15 protein-coding genes are annotated in these 16,505 nt (G+C 57.0%); 5 read left to right on the top strand and 10 right to left on the bottom strand.

Going from position 1 to position 16,505, the window contains the following annotated elements:
* Nucleotides 1-11: 11 nt before the first annotated feature.
* The 7 genes from AYJ57_RS21765 to AYJ57_RS21795 all read right to left on the bottom strand — a co-directional run bounded on the left by AYJ57_RS21765 (nucleotide 12) and on the right by AYJ57_RS21795 (nucleotide 8,905).
* Nucleotides 12-3,149, bottom strand: coding sequence for an efflux RND transporter permease subunit (locus tag AYJ57_RS21765; RefSeq protein ID WP_066110947.1), 3,138 nt, complete (start codon nucleotides 3,147-3,149; stop codon nucleotides 12-14).
* Nucleotides 3,146-4,312, bottom strand: coding sequence for an efflux RND transporter periplasmic adaptor subunit (locus AYJ57_RS21770; RefSeq protein ID WP_237220267.1), 1,167 nt, complete (start codon nucleotides 4,310-4,312; stop codon nucleotides 3,146-3,148). The genes AYJ57_RS21765 and AYJ57_RS21770 overlap by 4 nt, the downstream gene beginning before the upstream one ends.
* A gap of 195 nt (nucleotides 4,313-4,507) precedes the next feature.
* Nucleotides 4,508-5,047: an MT-A70 family methyltransferase gene (locus AYJ57_RS21775; protein ID WP_066110948.1), complete on the bottom strand. Its 540-nt coding sequence runs from the start codon at nucleotides 5,045-5,047 to the stop codon at nucleotides 4,508-4,510.
* A 443-nt stretch (nucleotides 5,048-5,490) separates the two neighbouring features.
* A complete protein-coding gene (locus AYJ57_RS21780; RefSeq protein ID WP_066110950.1) occupies nucleotides 5,491-6,063 on the bottom strand; it encodes a hypothetical protein in 573 nt (190 codons plus the stop codon).
* Between the two features lie 73 nt (nucleotides 6,064-6,136).
* A complete protein-coding gene (locus tag AYJ57_RS26050; protein WP_157374364.1) occupies nucleotides 6,137-6,658 on the bottom strand; it encodes a hypothetical protein in 522 nt (173 codons plus the stop codon).
* A 52-nt stretch (nucleotides 6,659-6,710) separates the two neighbouring features.
* On the bottom strand, nucleotides 6,711-7,859 hold the full coding sequence (locus AYJ57_RS21790) for a hypothetical protein (protein ID WP_066110955.1): 1,149 nt from the start codon (nucleotides 7,857-7,859) through the stop codon (nucleotides 6,711-6,713).
* Nucleotides 7,856-8,905 (bottom strand): replication initiation protein, encoded by a 1,050-nt coding sequence (locus AYJ57_RS21795; protein WP_083191450.1) that lies wholly within the window; start codon nucleotides 8,903-8,905, stop codon nucleotides 7,856-7,858. Before AYJ57_RS21795 ends, AYJ57_RS21790 begins: the two co-directional genes overlap by 4 nt.
* Nucleotides 8,906-11,069: 2,164 nt before the next feature.
* Here AYJ57_RS21795 and AYJ57_RS26055 point away from each other — a divergent pair.
* Nucleotides 11,070-11,486: a hypothetical protein gene (locus AYJ57_RS26055; protein WP_157374365.1), complete on the top strand. Its 417-nt coding sequence runs from the start codon at nucleotides 11,070-11,072 to the stop codon at nucleotides 11,484-11,486.
* A complete protein-coding gene (locus tag AYJ57_RS21800) occupies nucleotides 11,476-12,045 on the top strand; it encodes a hypothetical protein (protein ID WP_157374366.1) in 570 nt (189 codons plus the stop codon). Before AYJ57_RS26055 ends, AYJ57_RS21800 begins: the two co-directional genes overlap by 11 nt.
* Nucleotides 12,046-12,064: 19 nt before the next feature.
* Here AYJ57_RS21800 and AYJ57_RS26060 read toward each other — a convergent pair whose 3' ends face one another.
* Nucleotides 12,065-12,505, bottom strand: a complete 441-nt coding sequence (locus tag AYJ57_RS26060) for a hypothetical protein (protein ID WP_157374367.1) — start codon at nucleotides 12,503-12,505, stop codon at nucleotides 12,065-12,067.
* Nucleotides 12,495-13,022 (bottom strand): regulatory protein RecX, encoded by a 528-nt coding sequence (locus AYJ57_RS21805; protein ID WP_066110963.1) that lies wholly within the window; start codon nucleotides 13,020-13,022, stop codon nucleotides 12,495-12,497. The genes AYJ57_RS26060 and AYJ57_RS21805 overlap by 11 nt, the downstream gene beginning before the upstream one ends.
* A 68-nt stretch (nucleotides 13,023-13,090) precedes the next feature.
* Here AYJ57_RS21805 and AYJ57_RS21810 point away from each other — a divergent pair, with 68 nt between their 5' ends.
* The 3 genes from AYJ57_RS21810 (at nucleotide 13,091) to AYJ57_RS21820 (ending at nucleotide 14,638) form a co-directional block, all read left to right on the top strand.
* Nucleotides 13,091-13,771, top strand: a complete 681-nt coding sequence (locus tag AYJ57_RS21810; protein WP_066110967.1) for a site-specific integrase — start codon at nucleotides 13,091-13,093, stop codon at nucleotides 13,769-13,771.
* Between the two features lie 61 nt (nucleotides 13,772-13,832).
* Nucleotides 13,833-14,312 (top strand): hypothetical protein, encoded by a 480-nt coding sequence (locus tag AYJ57_RS21815; RefSeq protein ID WP_066110969.1) that lies wholly within the window; start codon nucleotides 13,833-13,835, stop codon nucleotides 14,310-14,312.
* 116 nt (nucleotides 14,313-14,428) lie between these two features.
* Entirely contained in the window at nucleotides 14,429-14,638 is a 210-nt protein-coding gene (locus tag AYJ57_RS21820) for a DUF1127 domain-containing protein (protein WP_066110972.1), read from the top strand.
* Nucleotides 14,639-14,743: 105 nt separating this feature from the next.
* On the opposite strand, the gene AYJ57_RS21825 is transcribed toward AYJ57_RS21820, so the two are convergent.
* On the bottom strand, nucleotides 14,744-16,168 hold the full coding sequence (locus tag AYJ57_RS21825) for a Glu/Leu/Phe/Val family dehydrogenase (RefSeq protein WP_066110974.1): 1,425 nt from the start codon (nucleotides 16,166-16,168) through the stop codon (nucleotides 14,744-14,746).
* Between the last annotated feature and the right edge of the window lie 337 nt (nucleotides 16,169-16,505).

Here is a 16,505-nt window from a genome sequence, read left to right on the forward strand (position 1 = left end):
CGATCCTAGCTCTAACCCGACGGCGTTTCACCTCTTTTTCGTCTCCGACGAGACGCGTGCCTCTCAGATAGCGTGTGAGAGAGCATTAGCATTGCCGGCGTCACAACCAGAGTGAGAACGGTGGCGAACACCAATCCACCTGCAATGGCGGAACTCAGTTCGATCCACCACTGAGTCGAGGGGGCGCCATAGATGATCTCGCGCGTGAAGAAGTTGAGGTTGACCCCGATCACCATCGGCAGAAGACCAAGGGCAGTCGTGATCGATGTCAGCAGAACCGGCCGAAGGCGTTGGGCGCCGGTGCGCAGTAGGGCTTCCTGCGCAGAGAGCCCTTCACGGCGCAGCTCATTGTAGCTGTCGATGAGAACGATGTTGTTGTTCACGACGATGCCGGCCAAAGCGATGATGCCGATGCCGCCCATCACCACGCCAAAAGGGCGCCCCGTGATGATCAGACCAAGGAGGACGCCGGCCACGGAGAAGACGATCGCGCTCATTACGATGAGAGCCTGCGAGAAGCTGTTAAACTGCGTGATGAGGATGATCCCCATCATCAGGATTGCTGCGACGAACGCTCCAACGAGGAAGGTCATGGCATCCTGCTGGTCTTCGGCTTCACCCTTGAACGACCAGTCGACGCTGTCGGGCAGATCCATCTCCTCAATGGACGCCCGCAGAGCGGTCACTTGGTCGTTGGCCAGCAGTCCTGGAGAGACGTCAGCCTCGATCGAGATCACCCGGCGCTGATTGATGCGCTCGATAGAGCCCGACCGCGGAATGGCTTTGAACTCGACGAAATTCGAGATCGGAACCAGACCGCTGCTGGTCGGAACCCGCAGGTTTTGCAGCTCTTCCAGATTTCTCTCCTCGCCTGGAAAGCGCACGCGGATATCCAGGGACCCATCGGTATCATCGGGCCGGTACTCGCTCACAGTGATGCCTTGCGTTAGAAGACGCACTGCTTGGCCCAGAAGGGTCACATCCGCCCCGTAGCGAGCCGCCTCCGAACGATCCATGACGAGTTCCCACTCCACGCCGGGGAGAGCCCGTGTGTCGGTGACATCGGTAAAGCCGCCAAGCCGGTCCATGGCCTCTCGAATTTCAGAGACTGCGGCTGCCTGCGCGTCACGATCTTTTGAGACAATCTCCAAGTTGATGGGCTTGCCGCCTGACGGCCCACCTGAGTCCACCTGGGCCTGAACGTTAATGCCCGCGATGTCAGACATGTCCGATCGGATGTCAGCCCCAATCTCTTTGGCCGGCTTCCGTGTATCCCATTCCGTGAGCTCCAGCTGGATCGTACCGATGACCTCCGAACCCTGACGGGAGCCGGCACCGGTACGGGCGTAGACGCTGGCGACGTTGTCATACTCGAGAAGACGCCGCTCAACTTGCCGTACGAAATCATCCTTCTCATAGACTGAGAAGTTGTCGCGAGCGCGAAGCTGCACCTGCATGAACTCCGGCTCCACTGAAGGGAAGAAACTCACACCATTGCCTAAGTGGCCGTAGGCGACGAAAGAGGACACAAGCGTAAGGATCGCAAAAATCAGAGTCCGCCCAGGCCTCAGGATGGCCCACTCGAGGACACGGACGTAGAGCCCGGCAAATCCGGTCATCCGGCGGGGATCGCCTTCCTCTGCATCGTAGAGCTGCCGTGCTTGCTTGGCAGACTGAGGCTGACGACGGCCAATGAGTCCGCCGAGGACCGGGATGAACACAAGCGCCATCAGCAGAGAAGCGAACAGGGTCAGCAGAACGGTGATCGGCAGGAATTTCATAAATTCTCCGACGACGCCCGACCAAAAGAGCAGGGGGAAGAAGACGCTGAGTGTGGTGGCGGTAGATGCAATGATTGGCCAGGCCATTCTCTTGGCCGCCTTCGAGTAGGCGTCCTTAGGGGCATCTCCTTCGTGGAGAAATCGGTCAGCAAGTTCGACCGTAACGATGGCTCCGTCGACCAGCATGCCGACCACGAGGATTAGGCTGAAAAGCACGACGATGTTCATGCTTAGGCCCATGAAGTAGAGTGCGGCGACACCGCTCAGAAAGGCGCCAGGGATTGCCATACCGACAAGGATCGAGGACCGAACGCCAAGGGCCCAGATGATGACGATCATCACTAGCAGGATCGCGGCGATCACGTTGGACTCAAGGTCGTTGAGCATGGTTTTCACCTGCTCGGACTCGTCTTGCATGTAGGTGACGCGGACACTGTCTGGCAAGGACTCCCGCGCCTTCTCGACGACAGCTCTAACACCCTCGACAGTGTCGATGATGTTTGACCCCACGCGCTTCTTCACTTCGAGCGCGAGAGAAGGTTGGCCGTTGATGCGGGCAAAGCCTGAGGCGTCTTCGAAGGTACGCCGTATGGTTGCCACATCGCCGAAGGTAACGACGGTATCGCCGCTGACTTTTACCGGCATAGCCCTCACGTCCTGCAGATCTTCGATCAGGCCCGGCACCTTCAGCACCATGCGTCCTGCAGCACTGTCGATGGCACCAGCCGCAATCAGCCGGTTGTTGCGGGTCACCTGGTTCATGATGGCGTCAAAGCTGAGGTTGTAGGTCTCAAAGGCGGTGGGGTCGATTAGGACCTCAAGCAGTTCATCTCTGGCTCCGCCAATGTCGACTTCGAGGACACCGGAGGTACCCTCAATATCCGTTTGAAGGTCATTGGCGATGTCGTTGAGGGTTCGCTCGGGCACTGGACCTGAAAGGATCGCCGTCAGGATCGGAAAGAGAGCAGTGTTGATCTCTCGCACAACGGGATCGTTGGCATCGTCGGGAAGATCGCTCTTGGCACGATCGACGGCTTCGCGGACCTTGTCGAGAGCCTCTTCAGAGTCAAAGCCTGGGTCGAACTCCAGCTGAACGCTCGCGCTGCCTTCAGAGGCGGTAGACGACATCTCTTTGAGGCCGGAGAGCGCACTGAGCTCGGTTTCGAGGGGTTCGACAAGCAAACGCTCGGAATCTTCGGGAGAGATGCCCTCCAGCGCAGCAGATACGAAGACCATCGGGATCGGCACCTCGGGAGAGGATTCCTTTGGAATAAAGGCGTAGGCCAGTGACCCCACGGTCAAAACGATCATCAGCAAGATGATGATGACGCGAGATCGGGAGAAGGCGGCAGTGATCAGCGTGTTCATAGCCGCGCCTCCGCCTCAACGGAATTTTCAGAGTCCTCAACATCGATCGATTTTGGTGCCACCATCTCTCCGTCGCGCACGAAGCCTTGGCCAACAGTGATGATGTCAGCTTTCTCCGGCAGCCCACTGACCCAAATGCCGTCTGTTTGAGCCCGCTCGACGATGACCGGAAAGAACACCACGGTATTGGTCGCATCGACGGTTTTCACCCCCAGGTCGCCATCCTCATTAAGCGAGAGCACGGCAGGGGAAACGAAGTGGGCCCTGAGCTTCCCTGTAGGCACCTGAACTTGAGCTGAGAGGCCGGATGGCAACTTGTTACCCGGGTTGGCAATCTCGACTTCAGCAGGGAACGTCCGGGTCTCACCGTCTGCGTCGACCCCCACGAAAGACACGAAGCCCTCTCTGGTTTCGCCGGTGATAAAGCTGACCTGGGCCGGCTGCCCGGCCCGGATGCGTGATACGCTTTGCTGGGGAACCTGGATGGATACCGTCAAAGGATCCGAGTCCAGGATCGTCCCGATTTCAGTTCCGGCCTGAACGAACTCACCCTCATCGAGATCGAGCGTATTCAGCCGCCCGGAGAAGGGGGCCCGGATGTGTGAATTGTTGAACGCCTTCTCGGCCGCGGCGACCTGCGCTTTGGCTGTCGCCAGTGTGGCCCGAGCTTCCGCCACCCGATCAGCCGTTGCCACCCCGCGATCTAGGAGGGTGTTCGCGTTGTCAAAGTCGCGCTGGGCACGGTCAAGCTCTTCGCTTGCCTGCTCCAACTGCGCTTCGAGGTCTCGCGAGCTGAGGTGTGCAATCACTTGACCTTGTACGAGGTTCTCACCTTTCCGGGCCAAGATAGACGCCACTTGAGCCGAAGCCTCCGCTCGTATCGCGGTGCGCCGATCAGGTTGCGCCTGGCCTTCTGAAGAGAAAACTTCCAAGACATCTTGAGCACTGCTTGACCTTATGGCCACAGAGACCGGCTTGAGCTCCTGTGTTTTCAGAGAAGGATTTTCAGAGTCTTTGGGAGCAGGCAGAATATAGCCGCTACCCATCCACCCGATGAGAGCCACGGTCAGTCCGCCGGCCACCCATTTGGATCGGCTCGACCCCGGCTCAGTCTCAAATTCAAGGCGCCCCTTGTGGCTGGAAGTCTCGGAAATATCGGTCACTGGAAGAGTCCTCTTTGTACCGACGTATAGAAATGTGCCGGCTCGCTCGGTAGGTGGCGAAGATAGACTCTGAAATGTTTCCGAAAATTTAATGGATAAAGGTGCTTAGCGCGCCTTCAGTAGGTTGCCTTTCGAGCCCGCTCGCTTTCGCGAGTAGGCCTGTTTTCTTACGTGCTTTAATGGAGCAAGCCGCGTCTACCGGCCGCTCCAAGTTGTCCAGCCTTCGCGCGAACTGCTACCAAAGAGCTCGAGGAAAGGACCCCAACTACAGCGCTCGATGATCTGATACTGAGCCTGGGGCTTGCCGCTCGTGTTCAGGTCCCCGTCGGGATCGAAGGGGATGAAGTTTACGGTGCTGCGCGCGGGGCCGAGAGTGCGAACGTTCTTGCCGCGAGTCCCAAATAGAAGAAGTTCGGTGACGTCGGAAAAGACTTCGTCGCCTTCCTGACCTTCAGTGGTACGGGACTTCTGCCACACGATATTGCCGGTGTACTTAAAGCCCCAGGACTGGAGGACCTTCATGCCGTCCGGAAGTTTGGAGTTCGGCACCCACAGATAGCAGTGCGCGCGATCGTCCATATGCTCCGCAACCGATAGGGCGCAGATCTCTTCGACAGTCAGGCTGCTTTCGAGTTCCGTCTGGTTGGCGTTGAACGGATCGGCGAGGAGGCATCCGAACTTCCGGCCCTCGAGAAAGGAGCTTATCTGAGGGGCGGTGCTCGGAGGTGCTGTCATGGGTCGTTCCTTTTTGTCCAAGCTCCGGTATCGGAGATAAGCTGCAGGAAGTCGAGCCTTGTTCAAACACTGGCTGGGGGAGAGTGCCCTGAGCGGAGCGCGTGGCGAATTCGAGCGTCGTATGGTCGAACGCGACGAGTGATTGTGGATGCCCCTGACAGACTTTGGGGTATCCAAGTGTTTGCCGGTAGGCGGGAAGGGCGACGGCTGCGCGGAGCAATGTGCAGGGATCAAAAATCCAGCAATTGGCAACAAGCAAAGAGCATGGAGCGCGACGACCGGGGAGCAAAGGTCAAGAGGCCCAACGCCTCGTATCGAAACCCGGATAGCACGCTCTTTCGAACTCCGTGAGGTGGTGCGAGCGATCTAACCCTTCCCAGACGGCCACCCCAAGCTCCTAGAGCAAGGAAACCAGAGGCGAGTGAGTGGCCGTCATCTCGAGCTCAGAGGATATTGTTGTCCTCGAGCAGTTTCTTGGTGGCATCGGAAATCTCGATCTTCGTGGTGAAGTTGAGCTCCTGTGCCTTGTCTTTCAGATTCCGCAGGTCACGGCGGAGCGATGCCAGGTCGGTGGTCAAGCCGTCACGAATTTGCTCGTCAAGAATGCCGAACTCGATGGAAGGAAGCTCGGAACCGAGGCGGTAAATACTGTCACCTTTGTCTTCGGACAACTTCCGGTGCGCACCCTCCAGATAGGTGAAGCTCGGCCGCTCAGGGGTCTCCAGAGCCTTCTTCACGACCTTGATGGCCTCTTCAGTGGCCGCAATGTCTGCGAGAATGTCGTTCAGGCCGGAGATCTGATTTGCATTCGATACGTTCTTGCGAATTGCGAAGAGCGCAGACCGGACAGCAGATGCCGTACCCATGTCTTCCTGCCATTTGGACGCGGCCTCCTTTACGCGGGCGACCGGCTCTTCGATGCCGTTCACCGAGATGACCGGCTCCTTCACCAGATCGGAGATGAGAGAGGTCATTTCACGCTGAACGGCGTTTGCTGTGCGCAGGGTGATCTGCATTTTGGAGTCCAATATCTATTCTGCGCACTCGTATAAAGAATAGATCAGCACATAGTCAAGAATAGAATCGGAGTTAGATCGCATGGATCGCACTCACAGTTTTGCTCCAGGCGCGAGAGCGCTGGCTGTCTTCACGATTGCGATGCCGCTCGGCCGCTTCAAGCTGGCGGGCGCGTTCCAACTCTTGAGGAGAAGGTGCCGGAAGAAGTGCTTGCTTGGGCTCCGGTTCGCGCTCTGCGGGAGCGTCCGAGGCAGGCTCTTCAGTGGGCAGGCTCTCTTCTACGAGCCCCTGCCGGATCCTGGACAGCCGGCGCGGTAGCCGCTTTTCCTTTCGAGGCGAAGTCCCAGTCTCAGATGGGGCTTCTTCGATGGGCGCTTCGATGTTCCGCCAGTTACTTGCACTGAAGCGCGACGCCTCGAACGCAATCGGCTTGTCTTCCTGTTTCTGACGCCGCGCCGAGGAGGCATCAAATTTTGGGGCTTCGGGCCAGCTAGATGTGGGCTTCTTGGCTTTCTCGGCAATCGGAGCCGGCTCTGCCTTAGGCGGGGTGTCACGCCCGACGATCTCGTCGAAGAACGAAAAATTGCTGCTCATGGTAGTGTCTTCTGCTTTGTAGTGTCTTGGTAAAGAAAATGCCGTCTGTTGTCTATGCCGAGAGGCGCTCGAACAAGAATAGATGGTAGTCCAGAAGCCAGTTCTCAGGGAGAGGGCGCTCTCCGTTCAAGGTCTGGGTTTGCCATTGATTGAATGTGCTCGCATCGCCACCCTCGAGGGTGAGGTGACTGTCTGTGAGCTTCCGGCTCCATGTGTGGGAAAGCCCCGAGATGTCTGATTTGCGCCTCGCGTACTCGGCATTGGAAACAGGCGGCAGGCTTCGTTTCTCTCGGCTAAAACCCGTCATCATCGACATGAAGCGGAGCTCAGGAGTCTCTCCATTCTTGGGCACGCCATCTGTCGAGAAGGATTTCAGAAACTCTTCATGCACCTGCAGGAGCTCGTCGCTCTTGAGGCCTGCCTTGCAGGCTTCGGGAATGATCATATCATTCTGATACAGTGGATGGCTTCGGTACCACTCCTGCAGCGCAGCGATCTTCTCGGCCTCTTCCGAGAGTTCGTACTGCCGCCGGATAGCTTCGGCAGCTTTTTCCTTTGTGGTAGTCGGCATCTTGGCGTTCTTGTCTGCGCGCTTCCAACGCATGTATTCAATGCAGGAAGGGAAGATCTGCAGATCGGCTACGTCTGCCGCCATGACCTCTTCTTCTTCAAGGTCGAAGCGACGCACGGTTTCGTAAAGCCCTGGCTCGATGATCTCTTCGTAGAACTTCACGAGCCCCTTGAAGCTCTCATCACAGTCATTGCTGGTTGCCTCGCGAAGGAAATAGGTGGCGTAGAGGACGACATCATCATCGGGGTGTGCTTGCAGGGCAGTGGCCCACTCGATCTGGCGTGGCCAGATGAACTCTCGAACTTGCATGACACCAATGACGCCATATTGCTTGACTAGGGTTCGTACGATGTGCGGGGCAGGCATATCGGGCTCCTTTGCCCGCTTTTCGGCAAACTTGAAGTAGCTGACGTCAGGAGACTTCATCGCCGATAGCCTGATGGGGTCATCGGGTTTGTACAAGCATGTGTGGTTCAGCCATTCACGATGCAGGCTCTCGGGGGTGAAACGTGTCCCGTCGATCTCCTTGGCAACCACCTGCTTGATGTTGTCAGAGACCTCCAGGGCTGCCGCGATTTCTTCTACGTAGCGCAGGCGAGCTGAGACGTTTTCCTGAAGGGTGCTGGTCATTCGAACTCCATGAGAATGCTGTCTAGAACGTTGTTGTCGAACCGGTCGGGCTGTGGCGATCGCTCACTTTCAAGTCGGGCACGAAGCCAGGAAAGGAACGTCTGGTCAGGGTCGGCTATCGCTTCACCGTCCACTGAGGCTCGCCAGGTATCGAGATAAGTTACGAGCGCGGTGTCGGTGCCGTAGAACTGCTCAAGCAAGGTGCTGGCGTCGGCCACAGCCTCCTCAGAGACCACCAGCTTCCGGCCGGCTTCCGTGTCAGAGTGTCCCGTGAGCATGTCGACCGTGAGAGGGTCACGCGGCTTCTTCTTTGCCGGCTTCGACCGCTTCGTGAGTACGATCTCACTCCGGGGGACGATAGAGAACTCCAAACCGGTCACTCGCCCGCCGCGGCCACTGCGGATGTACTGAACGCGAACACCGAAGGGTGCATGTGTGTTGCATTCCTCGATGGCTTTCTCGATGACCACCCTTCTCAGATTGTCGAAGCGATTATACCGGTCCTCAGCCACGCCGAAGCGCTGCTTGAACTCCTCGAGGGAGACGTGCCAGGTCCGATGCTTTCGGTTCTGGTAGAGCGACAAGATCTCAAACATCTTGGCACCCTGTGTCGTCTTGAATTCTTTGTAGATCGCCATGTTGATCTTGGCGTAGATTTTAGGATCGAAGATGAACTGCATTAGGATGGGGTCGAAGGCGTATTCTAGGTCTCCATCGATCGTGCGAGAGACATCGAACGAGAGGAAGTGGCAGCTCACTGAGTGAGGGGTTCCATTGTTGATGTAGTCGAGGTCGATTGTCACCTTGGTGAGGTTCCGAAGACTCTGCTCAAGCCTTTCGATACTGGCGTGCCCAAGGTAGCCCAAGATCTCTTGGATCGGGACCCTCTGCAGTCCGGTGCGATCTTCGCGTTCGCCGGATTTGTACAGCAGAAAGAGGAAGGCCCTCATGTCCTGGAGCTCAAGTTGGTACTTGCCCCGAGCCATGATGAGATCGTGGCTCTTTCGGACGGTTCCGTCGGCTTTGGGTGTTAAGTTTCTATTCATGCTTCGGGCAAGATTACTATGGATTGTTGTAAGTTCACTACTGTTTCTATCCTTTTTCCACTAAAGTCAAGTTAGGTTAGGTGAGAAGTTCTAACAATTTGTAGTTATAGAAGCTGGTTTGAGGCCAATGTTGACAAACAATTTGTAGTGAATGAGTAACAATTTGTAGGTTAAAAGCTCCTTTCGACCTCAATTTATCCTTTGTGGGCAATGCCTTGCGAGCCCCCAGATTTTGCTAGAATAGAGAAGGGCGTGTGCGTGTGCGCGTGCGGGCCCGTGTACGTGTGCGCCTACGCGTGCGCGCGCGAGAGGAGCCGATTTCGAGGCATCGGAACAGGGTCGTCTGCAAGCCCTACGAATGCTTTCGGAAACGATTCCGGAGCGTTTATTGAGAGATCTCTTACCGGCGCTTTTGCGCCCGACGTTGGATTCCTACCGATCAAGTTTGATGGACTCCCTAGTTCGGGCCACCACGGCCCGGTTTCGGAGGCGTTGACAGACTTTCTAGCGATCGGGATTCCTGACAGCCGCTTGCGCGGTTGCTCAGCCGAGTCCTGGAGGAGTTGTAGGGAGCCGATATCCCCGGGCGCTCACGCGCCGAAAGGTTGGATTCCGACGCTCATGAAGGGGAAGACATCGGAATGGTGGCAAACCACCTCTTGTGGGCCGGTCTAGGCCGGTTTCCGAGTGTGACATGGGGGCGGCTTACCCATGGCGAAATCGGTTGCGGATGAGGTCCGAGATTCCTAGGGATCGAGTGTGATGGACTCCGTACTTCGGCCCCCACGGGCCGTTAAGGTAAGCGATCCCCCAATTGGGGCGAGCCGGGTTGCTGCCCGCCGCGTGGGCGGCTGGTGCAGTCGGTTTCTTCACGTCTTGCTGGTGACCGCTCTCCCTGGGCGTCTACGCGCCGATTGGGCGGATTCCGACCCTCGGGAAGGGGAAGACATCGGAAAGACCGTAAACCCTCTCCTACGGGCCGTTCTAGGCCCTTCTGTGCGTACCATGGTTTGTGGTTTCGTCTGAGGTCGACGCTTCCTACTGAGGTTATTAGATTCCCGATGCACCCGTATGAGGATTCCTTACTCCGGCCCACCACGGGCCGGCTCAGGTATCGGTTCCCGGCAGGGAGATGCGGATACGGTTTCACGAAACCTGGTTGTCGGCGGTACCCCCAAGGCGCGTACGCCCACGTTTCTTCGCTTCCGACCCTTCGGAAGAGGAGACGCGGCAACCATCCTCTACGGACGGTTGCTGGCCCGACTACGAGCATCCTGGCTATCGGTTTCATTTGAGGGTGACGTTTTCCGGCATCGACGTTGGACTCCTGACAGGTCGGTATACGACTCCTCAGTTCGGCCCTTGATGGGCCGTGGGAGGGTGCGATCTCCGGCAGGCACATCTGGAGACGACTCCTTCAAGGCGCTAAAGCGCCCGATTTCTTTGAATCCGACCGTTTGGAAGGGAATGACACCGGAACGATGAGAAGCCACCACGCAAGGGCCGTTCTAGGCCCGAAAATGGCCAACCTGGCATAGGAACCTTCTGGAACTACGGTTCCTAGAGACTTCATCGGCTTCCGGTAGTAAGGATTTTTAGGTTACCTTCCCTCGGCCCTATGGCCGTTTAAGGCGACGGTTTCGGATAGGCTTGTGGAGGACGGTTCCCTGACGGCCGACACGGCCGCTGGTTGAAGACGTCTTCGGGTAAGTTCTTCCGCAAACGATCTCCTTCAAGGCGCTACAGCGCCCGATTTCCTTGAGTCCGACCATCTGGAAGGGAATGGCACAGGAACGGTGAGAAACCGCCACGAACGAGCCGTTTTAGGCGGAATACTGGCTATCCTGGTCTGCGATTCAAGTTGTCGTAGACCCTCCCAGATGGAGACATAGGGGCTCCCGCCATGCAGATGGAGGATCCTGACAGGGTTGAGGCTTACGGATTCCTGTCAGCTACATCGCCGGCGAGTGGAGGTGGTGCCTTCAAGGCGCTTAAGCGCTGATTTTGTGGTAACCGCGTCGTCGTCGAAGGCGGGTGGAAACACGCGTATGCGTGGAGCGGAGTGGTGACTCTCGGAACGCGCACACTGCCGGGCATTGCTTGACGATACGCTTGGTTAACCCCGGTTGCTCATATCCTGTCGGATATTGCTTGAGGGAAAACCATGGAACGGATGAGAGCACGGGTAACACGAGCGCTTGCGCTCGGCCTGGTGGCGGGACTCGCGAGTGCATGCTTGCCAGAAAGCAGGGATGAGGCTGCAGACGCATCCGAGGTTTCAGTCCGAGACCTCTATCCGACCGTTTTCAAAGCGGTAGATTTTCAGAGTTTTTCTGATGTTTTTGGTCCGGAGTTGACTGAACTTAAGAAATCAGACCCCGGTCAGTATCAAGCAGTCATCCGCGGCATGGCCCGCAGCATTGCTTTCGAGCCACTGTCGGTATCGCCTGAGCAGATGCGCGAGAAACTTCCGGAAGCTACGCCCTTTGATGATCTTCCTGAAGCCGGGTCGAGAGAGTTTCTGAAGCAGTTCTACGATGTCTCCTCTGATTTTCTTTCAGAGGGGGGGGATGACCTTTGAAAGCATTCAGACGATCGGCGAAGGTCACCAGAAGAACGCGGTGACGAAGTATCAAAACGCCTTGTATAGGTACATTGAGAAGCTTCGCGAGAAGAAGGTGGCCATCAATGCCAAGAACCGGAAGATCCAGCAATTGCTTGACCTGGTATCGTTCATCCAGCCGACCGTGCAGCAGGATGGGTCGGTTCTGACAATCAGGGTTCCCGCAAGAAACGGTACCGATCAAGCATTGGCCAGCCTCGAGGTGACGGTCAGCGCCAAGACGGCTGCAGAAAGCTGGGCGGAGCCAGAACCTATCGGCGCGACGACAGTGCAGTTCAAAGATAATTTCCTGTCCAAGGAGAGCCGTGTCCTCGAGTTTTCGGTAGAGACCGAAGACTACACCGGTGGGCAGATTAGTTTGGACGTGACCGAGTTGACCACTGAGGGTGGATTCTCGATCAATGAGCAAACTATGGCTGAGCCAATTCAGGTGATTGATGAGCTTATCAGCGATGCCGAGTGGAAGCGCAGGATGATCGAAGATGAGCTTCAGAGTGCGACGGAACGCTACCCCTGACTATACCTCGCCGGGCCTTTCAGGGCCCGGGAGACGCCGGCATGTTGCCATTTCGTGCCTCGCGCTTTTTGGCAAAACGACCCTTTCGACGTTTGAGGGGTTTGCCTGCTTCATCGCCGGAGTCCTGCGGTTCTGTAGAAGACGGCTCGTGCTGGACGGAGGGAGCTGACTTCTCTGGAGGAACGTAGTTCAGAGGATCGACCTGCCCGAACCAGATATCCATGGCGAGATCGGTATCTGCTTCATCGATCCAGCCGCCGCGGGTAATCCACTCTTCGATCTTAATGAAGTTCCGCTCCTGAGGCGGATGATCCCTTGGGATGTAGTGGTCGGAGTAGCCGCGATCACAGAACAGTTGGTACCACGGTAGTGCGCGTAGTTGTGTCTTATCTGCGCTGGGCGGCCGACTTCCGGCAGACGCCGGCTTTCTTCTGCGTGCGAGATTTTTGTCAATTTTCATGGTCGAATTTGCCTTCCATCACCCTGCAGCAGACATCGAAGTCAAACCCTTGCCGAGCAAGCTTTGCCATGTCTTTCTGCCGGTACTGATCGTGGTCGCCGATACGAAATGGACCAATTCGTTTCTTTCGGGCAAAGGTTACCGCCGCCTCGAGATCGCTTCCGTCCGAGTCCTCAACCAACTCCTGGTAGTCGTCTGGTGAGAGGCCTTTTTCCCGGAGCTTTCCTTCAATTTTTCGCCGGGACATACTACGACGCCTAGCGCTCTCAATGAACAGTTCCGCGTAACGCTGATCGTCTACATACTTGCGATCCAGGCAATAGCGAACGGCCGCGTCGATCACCGGCGAGAACTGCGCTTCTTCGAGACTGGTGCCCCGAAGTTTACGGCGAACGCGGCGTGTCAGCACAGTTCGAAGGTGGGATTCCGTCGTCTCATAGGATTTTAGGTAGTTTAGGGCGGCCTTGACGAGGTCCCCTTCAGACAGCCCTTTGGGAGTTGTTGGCTCATTGGACATTGCGGTATCTCTTAAGATTTGCGATCCTTATAGGAGAAGATGTCTTTTTTTCTGGTTAGAGGCGATAGATGGCCAGCAACGAATTGAAGAAAAAAATTCAGAAGTCACGACGCGTCAACGGGGTGCGGGTACTCTCGGAGCTCGATATTGAAAGGATGCTCGAGGTCGCTGATGCAACCCGATATCCGATCCGTAACCGTGCAATTATCCTTCTGGGAACGGACGCTGGACTGACACCGCTGGAGATCTCCTACCTCAAGAGATACCACGTCTACGGGGACGACGACCTGCTGGGAGAGGCAATTGATCTCAGGGCGAAACCGGGCGTGTATCGTATGCCGCGCGTCATACCGATGGTCCGCAAGGGGCGCCTTTGGAACGCGATCCATTCACTGCTTGAAAACGTTCCGGCCGTTCCCGGCGATCCGCTGGTTATTTCAGAGCGTGCCACAGAAGGCGGGAAGGCAACCCTGAACCCAGGTTCGAAACCGCTGCGCGCCATGCGAACGGACAGCATTTCATACGTTTTCTGGAAGGTGATGGATAAGGCTGGAATATCGAACGCTTCAGCTCTTACAGCGAGGGCCACGTTCATCGTCAAGGCAGGTAAGACGGCTGCTGAGCGGGGAATGAGCATTCGGAACGTGCAGGAAATGACCGGGCTTAGATCACTGGAGTCAGTGCAGCGGCTCCTCGAGGCCAGCGAAGCAGACAAAGAGACAATCATCCACGACCTCTTCAGCCGCTGAAGTGTTGCCTCTTGCGGACATGTAGGCAGGTTCTCGGAGATTTTTTTCCGAGGAGATAGAGATGTCGGTCCTGTTGAGCGAAGATTTCGACGAACTGATGGAGGCAGCGATGGTCTCGCCCTATGGTGAGATTGACGGTCACGCGGAGGAGTACGAGTTCCTTTGGGAAGCGGAACGTACGGAGGCCGACGTCATCAACACGCGGCCCGATGGGTATTCCATTTGCGCCATGAATGACGCTGATCATCCCGCGGTGGTTTTGGTGGACCCGGACGGCAAAGTCAGCGGCTTCTACTACCGGTTCGCGGCCTGGATCGATGAGGAACATCGTGGCCACGGATTGAGTGTTGAAACGATCCTCGCTTACGACGGCTATTTTCAGGATGCGGCCTGGGAAGGGGATCTGCAGGAGTGCATCGGAGGGATGACCTTCTCTGACGGTGGCTACCGGGCGCATACTCGTGCCCAGCAGGTCGCCTTGAAGCGAGCTTCCGAGGCCAATAACCAAGATCCTGAGCTGGCGCCGGGCATGGCCCTTTGAAAACCCGCTCAGTTGTAGAGAGACATGTGATTTTTGCAGTTCTGTCATACATTTATGACAATTGAATTTTAGTGCGACCGGGACACTTGGCGGTTGCCAGCATAAGGAGTTCAGGCATGGCGGCACACACTCTCACGCCAGACGCATTCGACCGTCGCCTTAAGCCGGGTCACGGCTTGATCGCAGCTTGCTCGAAGATCGCAGCAACCTTCCGGGAACAGGCTGATGCGACACGTACACGTGCGCGTCTCGCGCAGCTTACGGATCGGCAGCTCGATGATATCGGGTTGTGCCGGGCGGATCTGCAAAGGATTGGCAGGTTCTGAGTTCAACGAAGACGATCCTCGGGAACCAAAATGGCCGCGCGTTCGCGGCCATTTACTTTTGCGCTCTGAAAATCCGCTCAGTTGTAGGGTGCCCTGGGGCGAGGCTCAGAGCCCCTTCGCTGCATAGGCTGCGGCGATCTTCTGGATGCTGAGAGCATATCCGGCTGACCTCAGATCGGGGAACCGATCATCCGACCGCAAGAAGGCCCTCATGCCCTGATAGGCTTCCCGCATCGTGTCATCGAGCCCCGAGCGCACGAGATCAAGCTCGCAGGCTCCTTTGGCGTATTGATCCCTGAAGCCCTCTGAAATTCCATTGAGACCATTCGAAGAGAGGACCCGATCGATCTCATCAAGAAGCATCGCGTTTTGGGTTTCCTCTAGGCGCCTTTGCATGCGACCGAACCGCATGTGGCTAAGGTTTTTCACCCACTCAAAGTAGGAAACAATCACGCCTCCAGCGTTGGCGTAGAGGTCCGGGATGATGGTCACTCCGCGCTTTCTCAGGATCCTGTCGGCCGCGGCCGTCGTCGGTCCATTGGCGGCCTCGATGATGACCTTGGCCTTGATCTTTTCAGCGTTCCCTTCGTTCAAGACGCCTTCAACCGCGGCTGGGATGAGGATGTCGCATTCTTCCTCGAGAAATCGGGCAGGGGCCTTTGCACTGAGCACGATGCTGTTGGGGAAATTGGCCACGCCACCTGTCTCTGCGATGTGTTTGTGGAGGGCTTCAATGTTGATCCCAGACCGGTCGACGACAGTCCCGTCTCGCTCGATGACTGCGATCACCTTGGCGCCATCCTCCTCAGTCAGAAACTTGGCCGCGTGGTAGCCCACGTTTCCGAGCCCCTGGACGATGACCGTTTTGCCCTCGAGACTTCCCGAAAGCCCAGCGCCTGCGACGTCCTCGCCGTGACGGAAAAACTCCCGGAGCGCATACTGCACGCCGCGTCCTGTAGCCTCCGTTCGGCCTTTGATGCCGTGCTGTCCAACTGGCTTGCCGGTCACGCAGGCGGCTGCGTTGATGTCGGTGGTGTGCATGCGTGCGTATTGGTCAGCGATCCACGCCATCTCGCGTTCACCGGTGCCCATATCAGGAGCCGGGACGTTCTGACTGGGATGAATGAGGTCGCGCTTGATCAGCTCGTATGCGAACCGTCTGGTGATGCGTTCGAGCTCTTCCTCGGTCCATTGGGTGGGATCAATGCAGAGGCCGCCTTTGGCGCCACCGAAGGGGACGTCTGTGAGGGCACACTTGAAGGTCATGAGAGTGGCCAGAGCCTCGACCTCGTCCTGGTTGACTGAGAGGGCGTACCGGATACCGCCTTTGACGGGCTCGCGGTGCTCTGAGTGAACTGATCGGTAACCTGTGAAGGTGTGGATTTGCCCCCTGAGCTTCACGCCAAAGCGCACCGTGTAGGTGGAGTTTGCGATCCTGATTTTCTCGGCCAAGCCGGGATCAAGCTCGAGCTTGTCGACGGTTGACTGGAACATGACCTCGGTGGAGTCGCGGAAGCTGTGGTTGGTCATCTGGCACCTCTTTTGCAGAAGAGATGCAGGCACCAGGTTAAGGCGCGCTTTCGGAAATCAGAGTCTTGAAAACCCGCTCAGTTGTAGGGCGCCCGGCGTCCGGGCGTGGCCACGTTAACGCAAGATGCAAGCGGCGAGCATATTTTCAGAGAAGGGAGAAAAAAGGAGGAGAAGAAGGCCATGATGTACGTGATTGGATTTGGGGTCGGTATAGTCGTCATGTCCCCGGTGATCTTTGGCATCCTTGCGATCGGCACCGTGCACCGGCGGAAGACGCAGTGACGAACGCCAATAGGCCTGTCCGAGGCTGATCTCTTGGTTATTGGCTCGCCCGATT

This window comes from Salipiger sp. CCB-MM3, assembly GCF_001687105.1.
Lineage (GTDB): Bacteria > Pseudomonadota > Alphaproteobacteria > Rhodobacterales > Rhodobacteraceae > Salipiger.

Coding starts and splice junctions, on each gene's coding strand:
- AYJ57_RS21765 (WP_066110947.1), bottom strand. CDS start 3,149: ATGAACACGCTGATCACTGCCGCCTTCTCCCGATCTCGCGTCATCATC.
- AYJ57_RS21775 (WP_066110948.1), bottom strand. CDS start 5,047: ATGACAGCACCTCCGAGCACCGCCCCTCAGATAAGCTCCTTTCTCGAG.
- AYJ57_RS21780 (WP_066110950.1), bottom strand. CDS start 6,063: ATGCAGATCACCCTGCGCACAGCAAACGCCGTTCAGCGTGAAATGACC.
- AYJ57_RS26050 (WP_157374364.1), bottom strand. CDS start 6,658: ATGAGCAGCAATTTTTCGTTCTTCGACGAGATCGTCGGGCGTGACACC.
- AYJ57_RS21790 (WP_066110955.1), bottom strand. CDS start 7,859: ATGACCAGCACCCTTCAGGAAAACGTCTCAGCTCGCCTGCGCTACGTA.
- AYJ57_RS21795 (WP_083191450.1), bottom strand. CDS start 8,905: ATGAATAGAAACTTAACACCCAAAGCCGACGGAACCGTCCGAAAGAGC.
- AYJ57_RS26055 (WP_157374365.1), top strand. CDS start 11,070: ATGGAACGGATGAGAGCACGGGTAACACGAGCGCTTGCGCTCGGCCTG.
- AYJ57_RS21800 (WP_157374366.1), top strand. CDS start 11,476: ATGACCTTTGAAAGCATTCAGACGATCGGCGAAGGTCACCAGAAGAAC.
- AYJ57_RS26060 (WP_157374367.1), bottom strand. CDS start 12,505: ATGAAAATTGACAAAAATCTCGCACGCAGAAGAAAGCCGGCGTCTGCC.
- AYJ57_RS21805 (WP_066110963.1), bottom strand. CDS start 13,022: ATGTCCAATGAGCCAACAACTCCCAAAGGGCTGTCTGAAGGGGACCTC.
- AYJ57_RS21810 (WP_066110967.1), top strand. CDS start 13,091: ATGGCCAGCAACGAATTGAAGAAAAAAATTCAGAAGTCACGACGCGTC.
- AYJ57_RS21815 (WP_066110969.1), top strand. CDS start 13,833: ATGTCGGTCCTGTTGAGCGAAGATTTCGACGAACTGATGGAGGCAGCG.
- AYJ57_RS21820 (WP_066110972.1), top strand. CDS start 14,429: ATGGCGGCACACACTCTCACGCCAGACGCATTCGACCGTCGCCTTAAG.
- AYJ57_RS21825 (WP_066110974.1), bottom strand. CDS start 16,168: ATGACCAACCACAGCTTCCGCGACTCCACCGAGGTCATGTTCCAGTCA.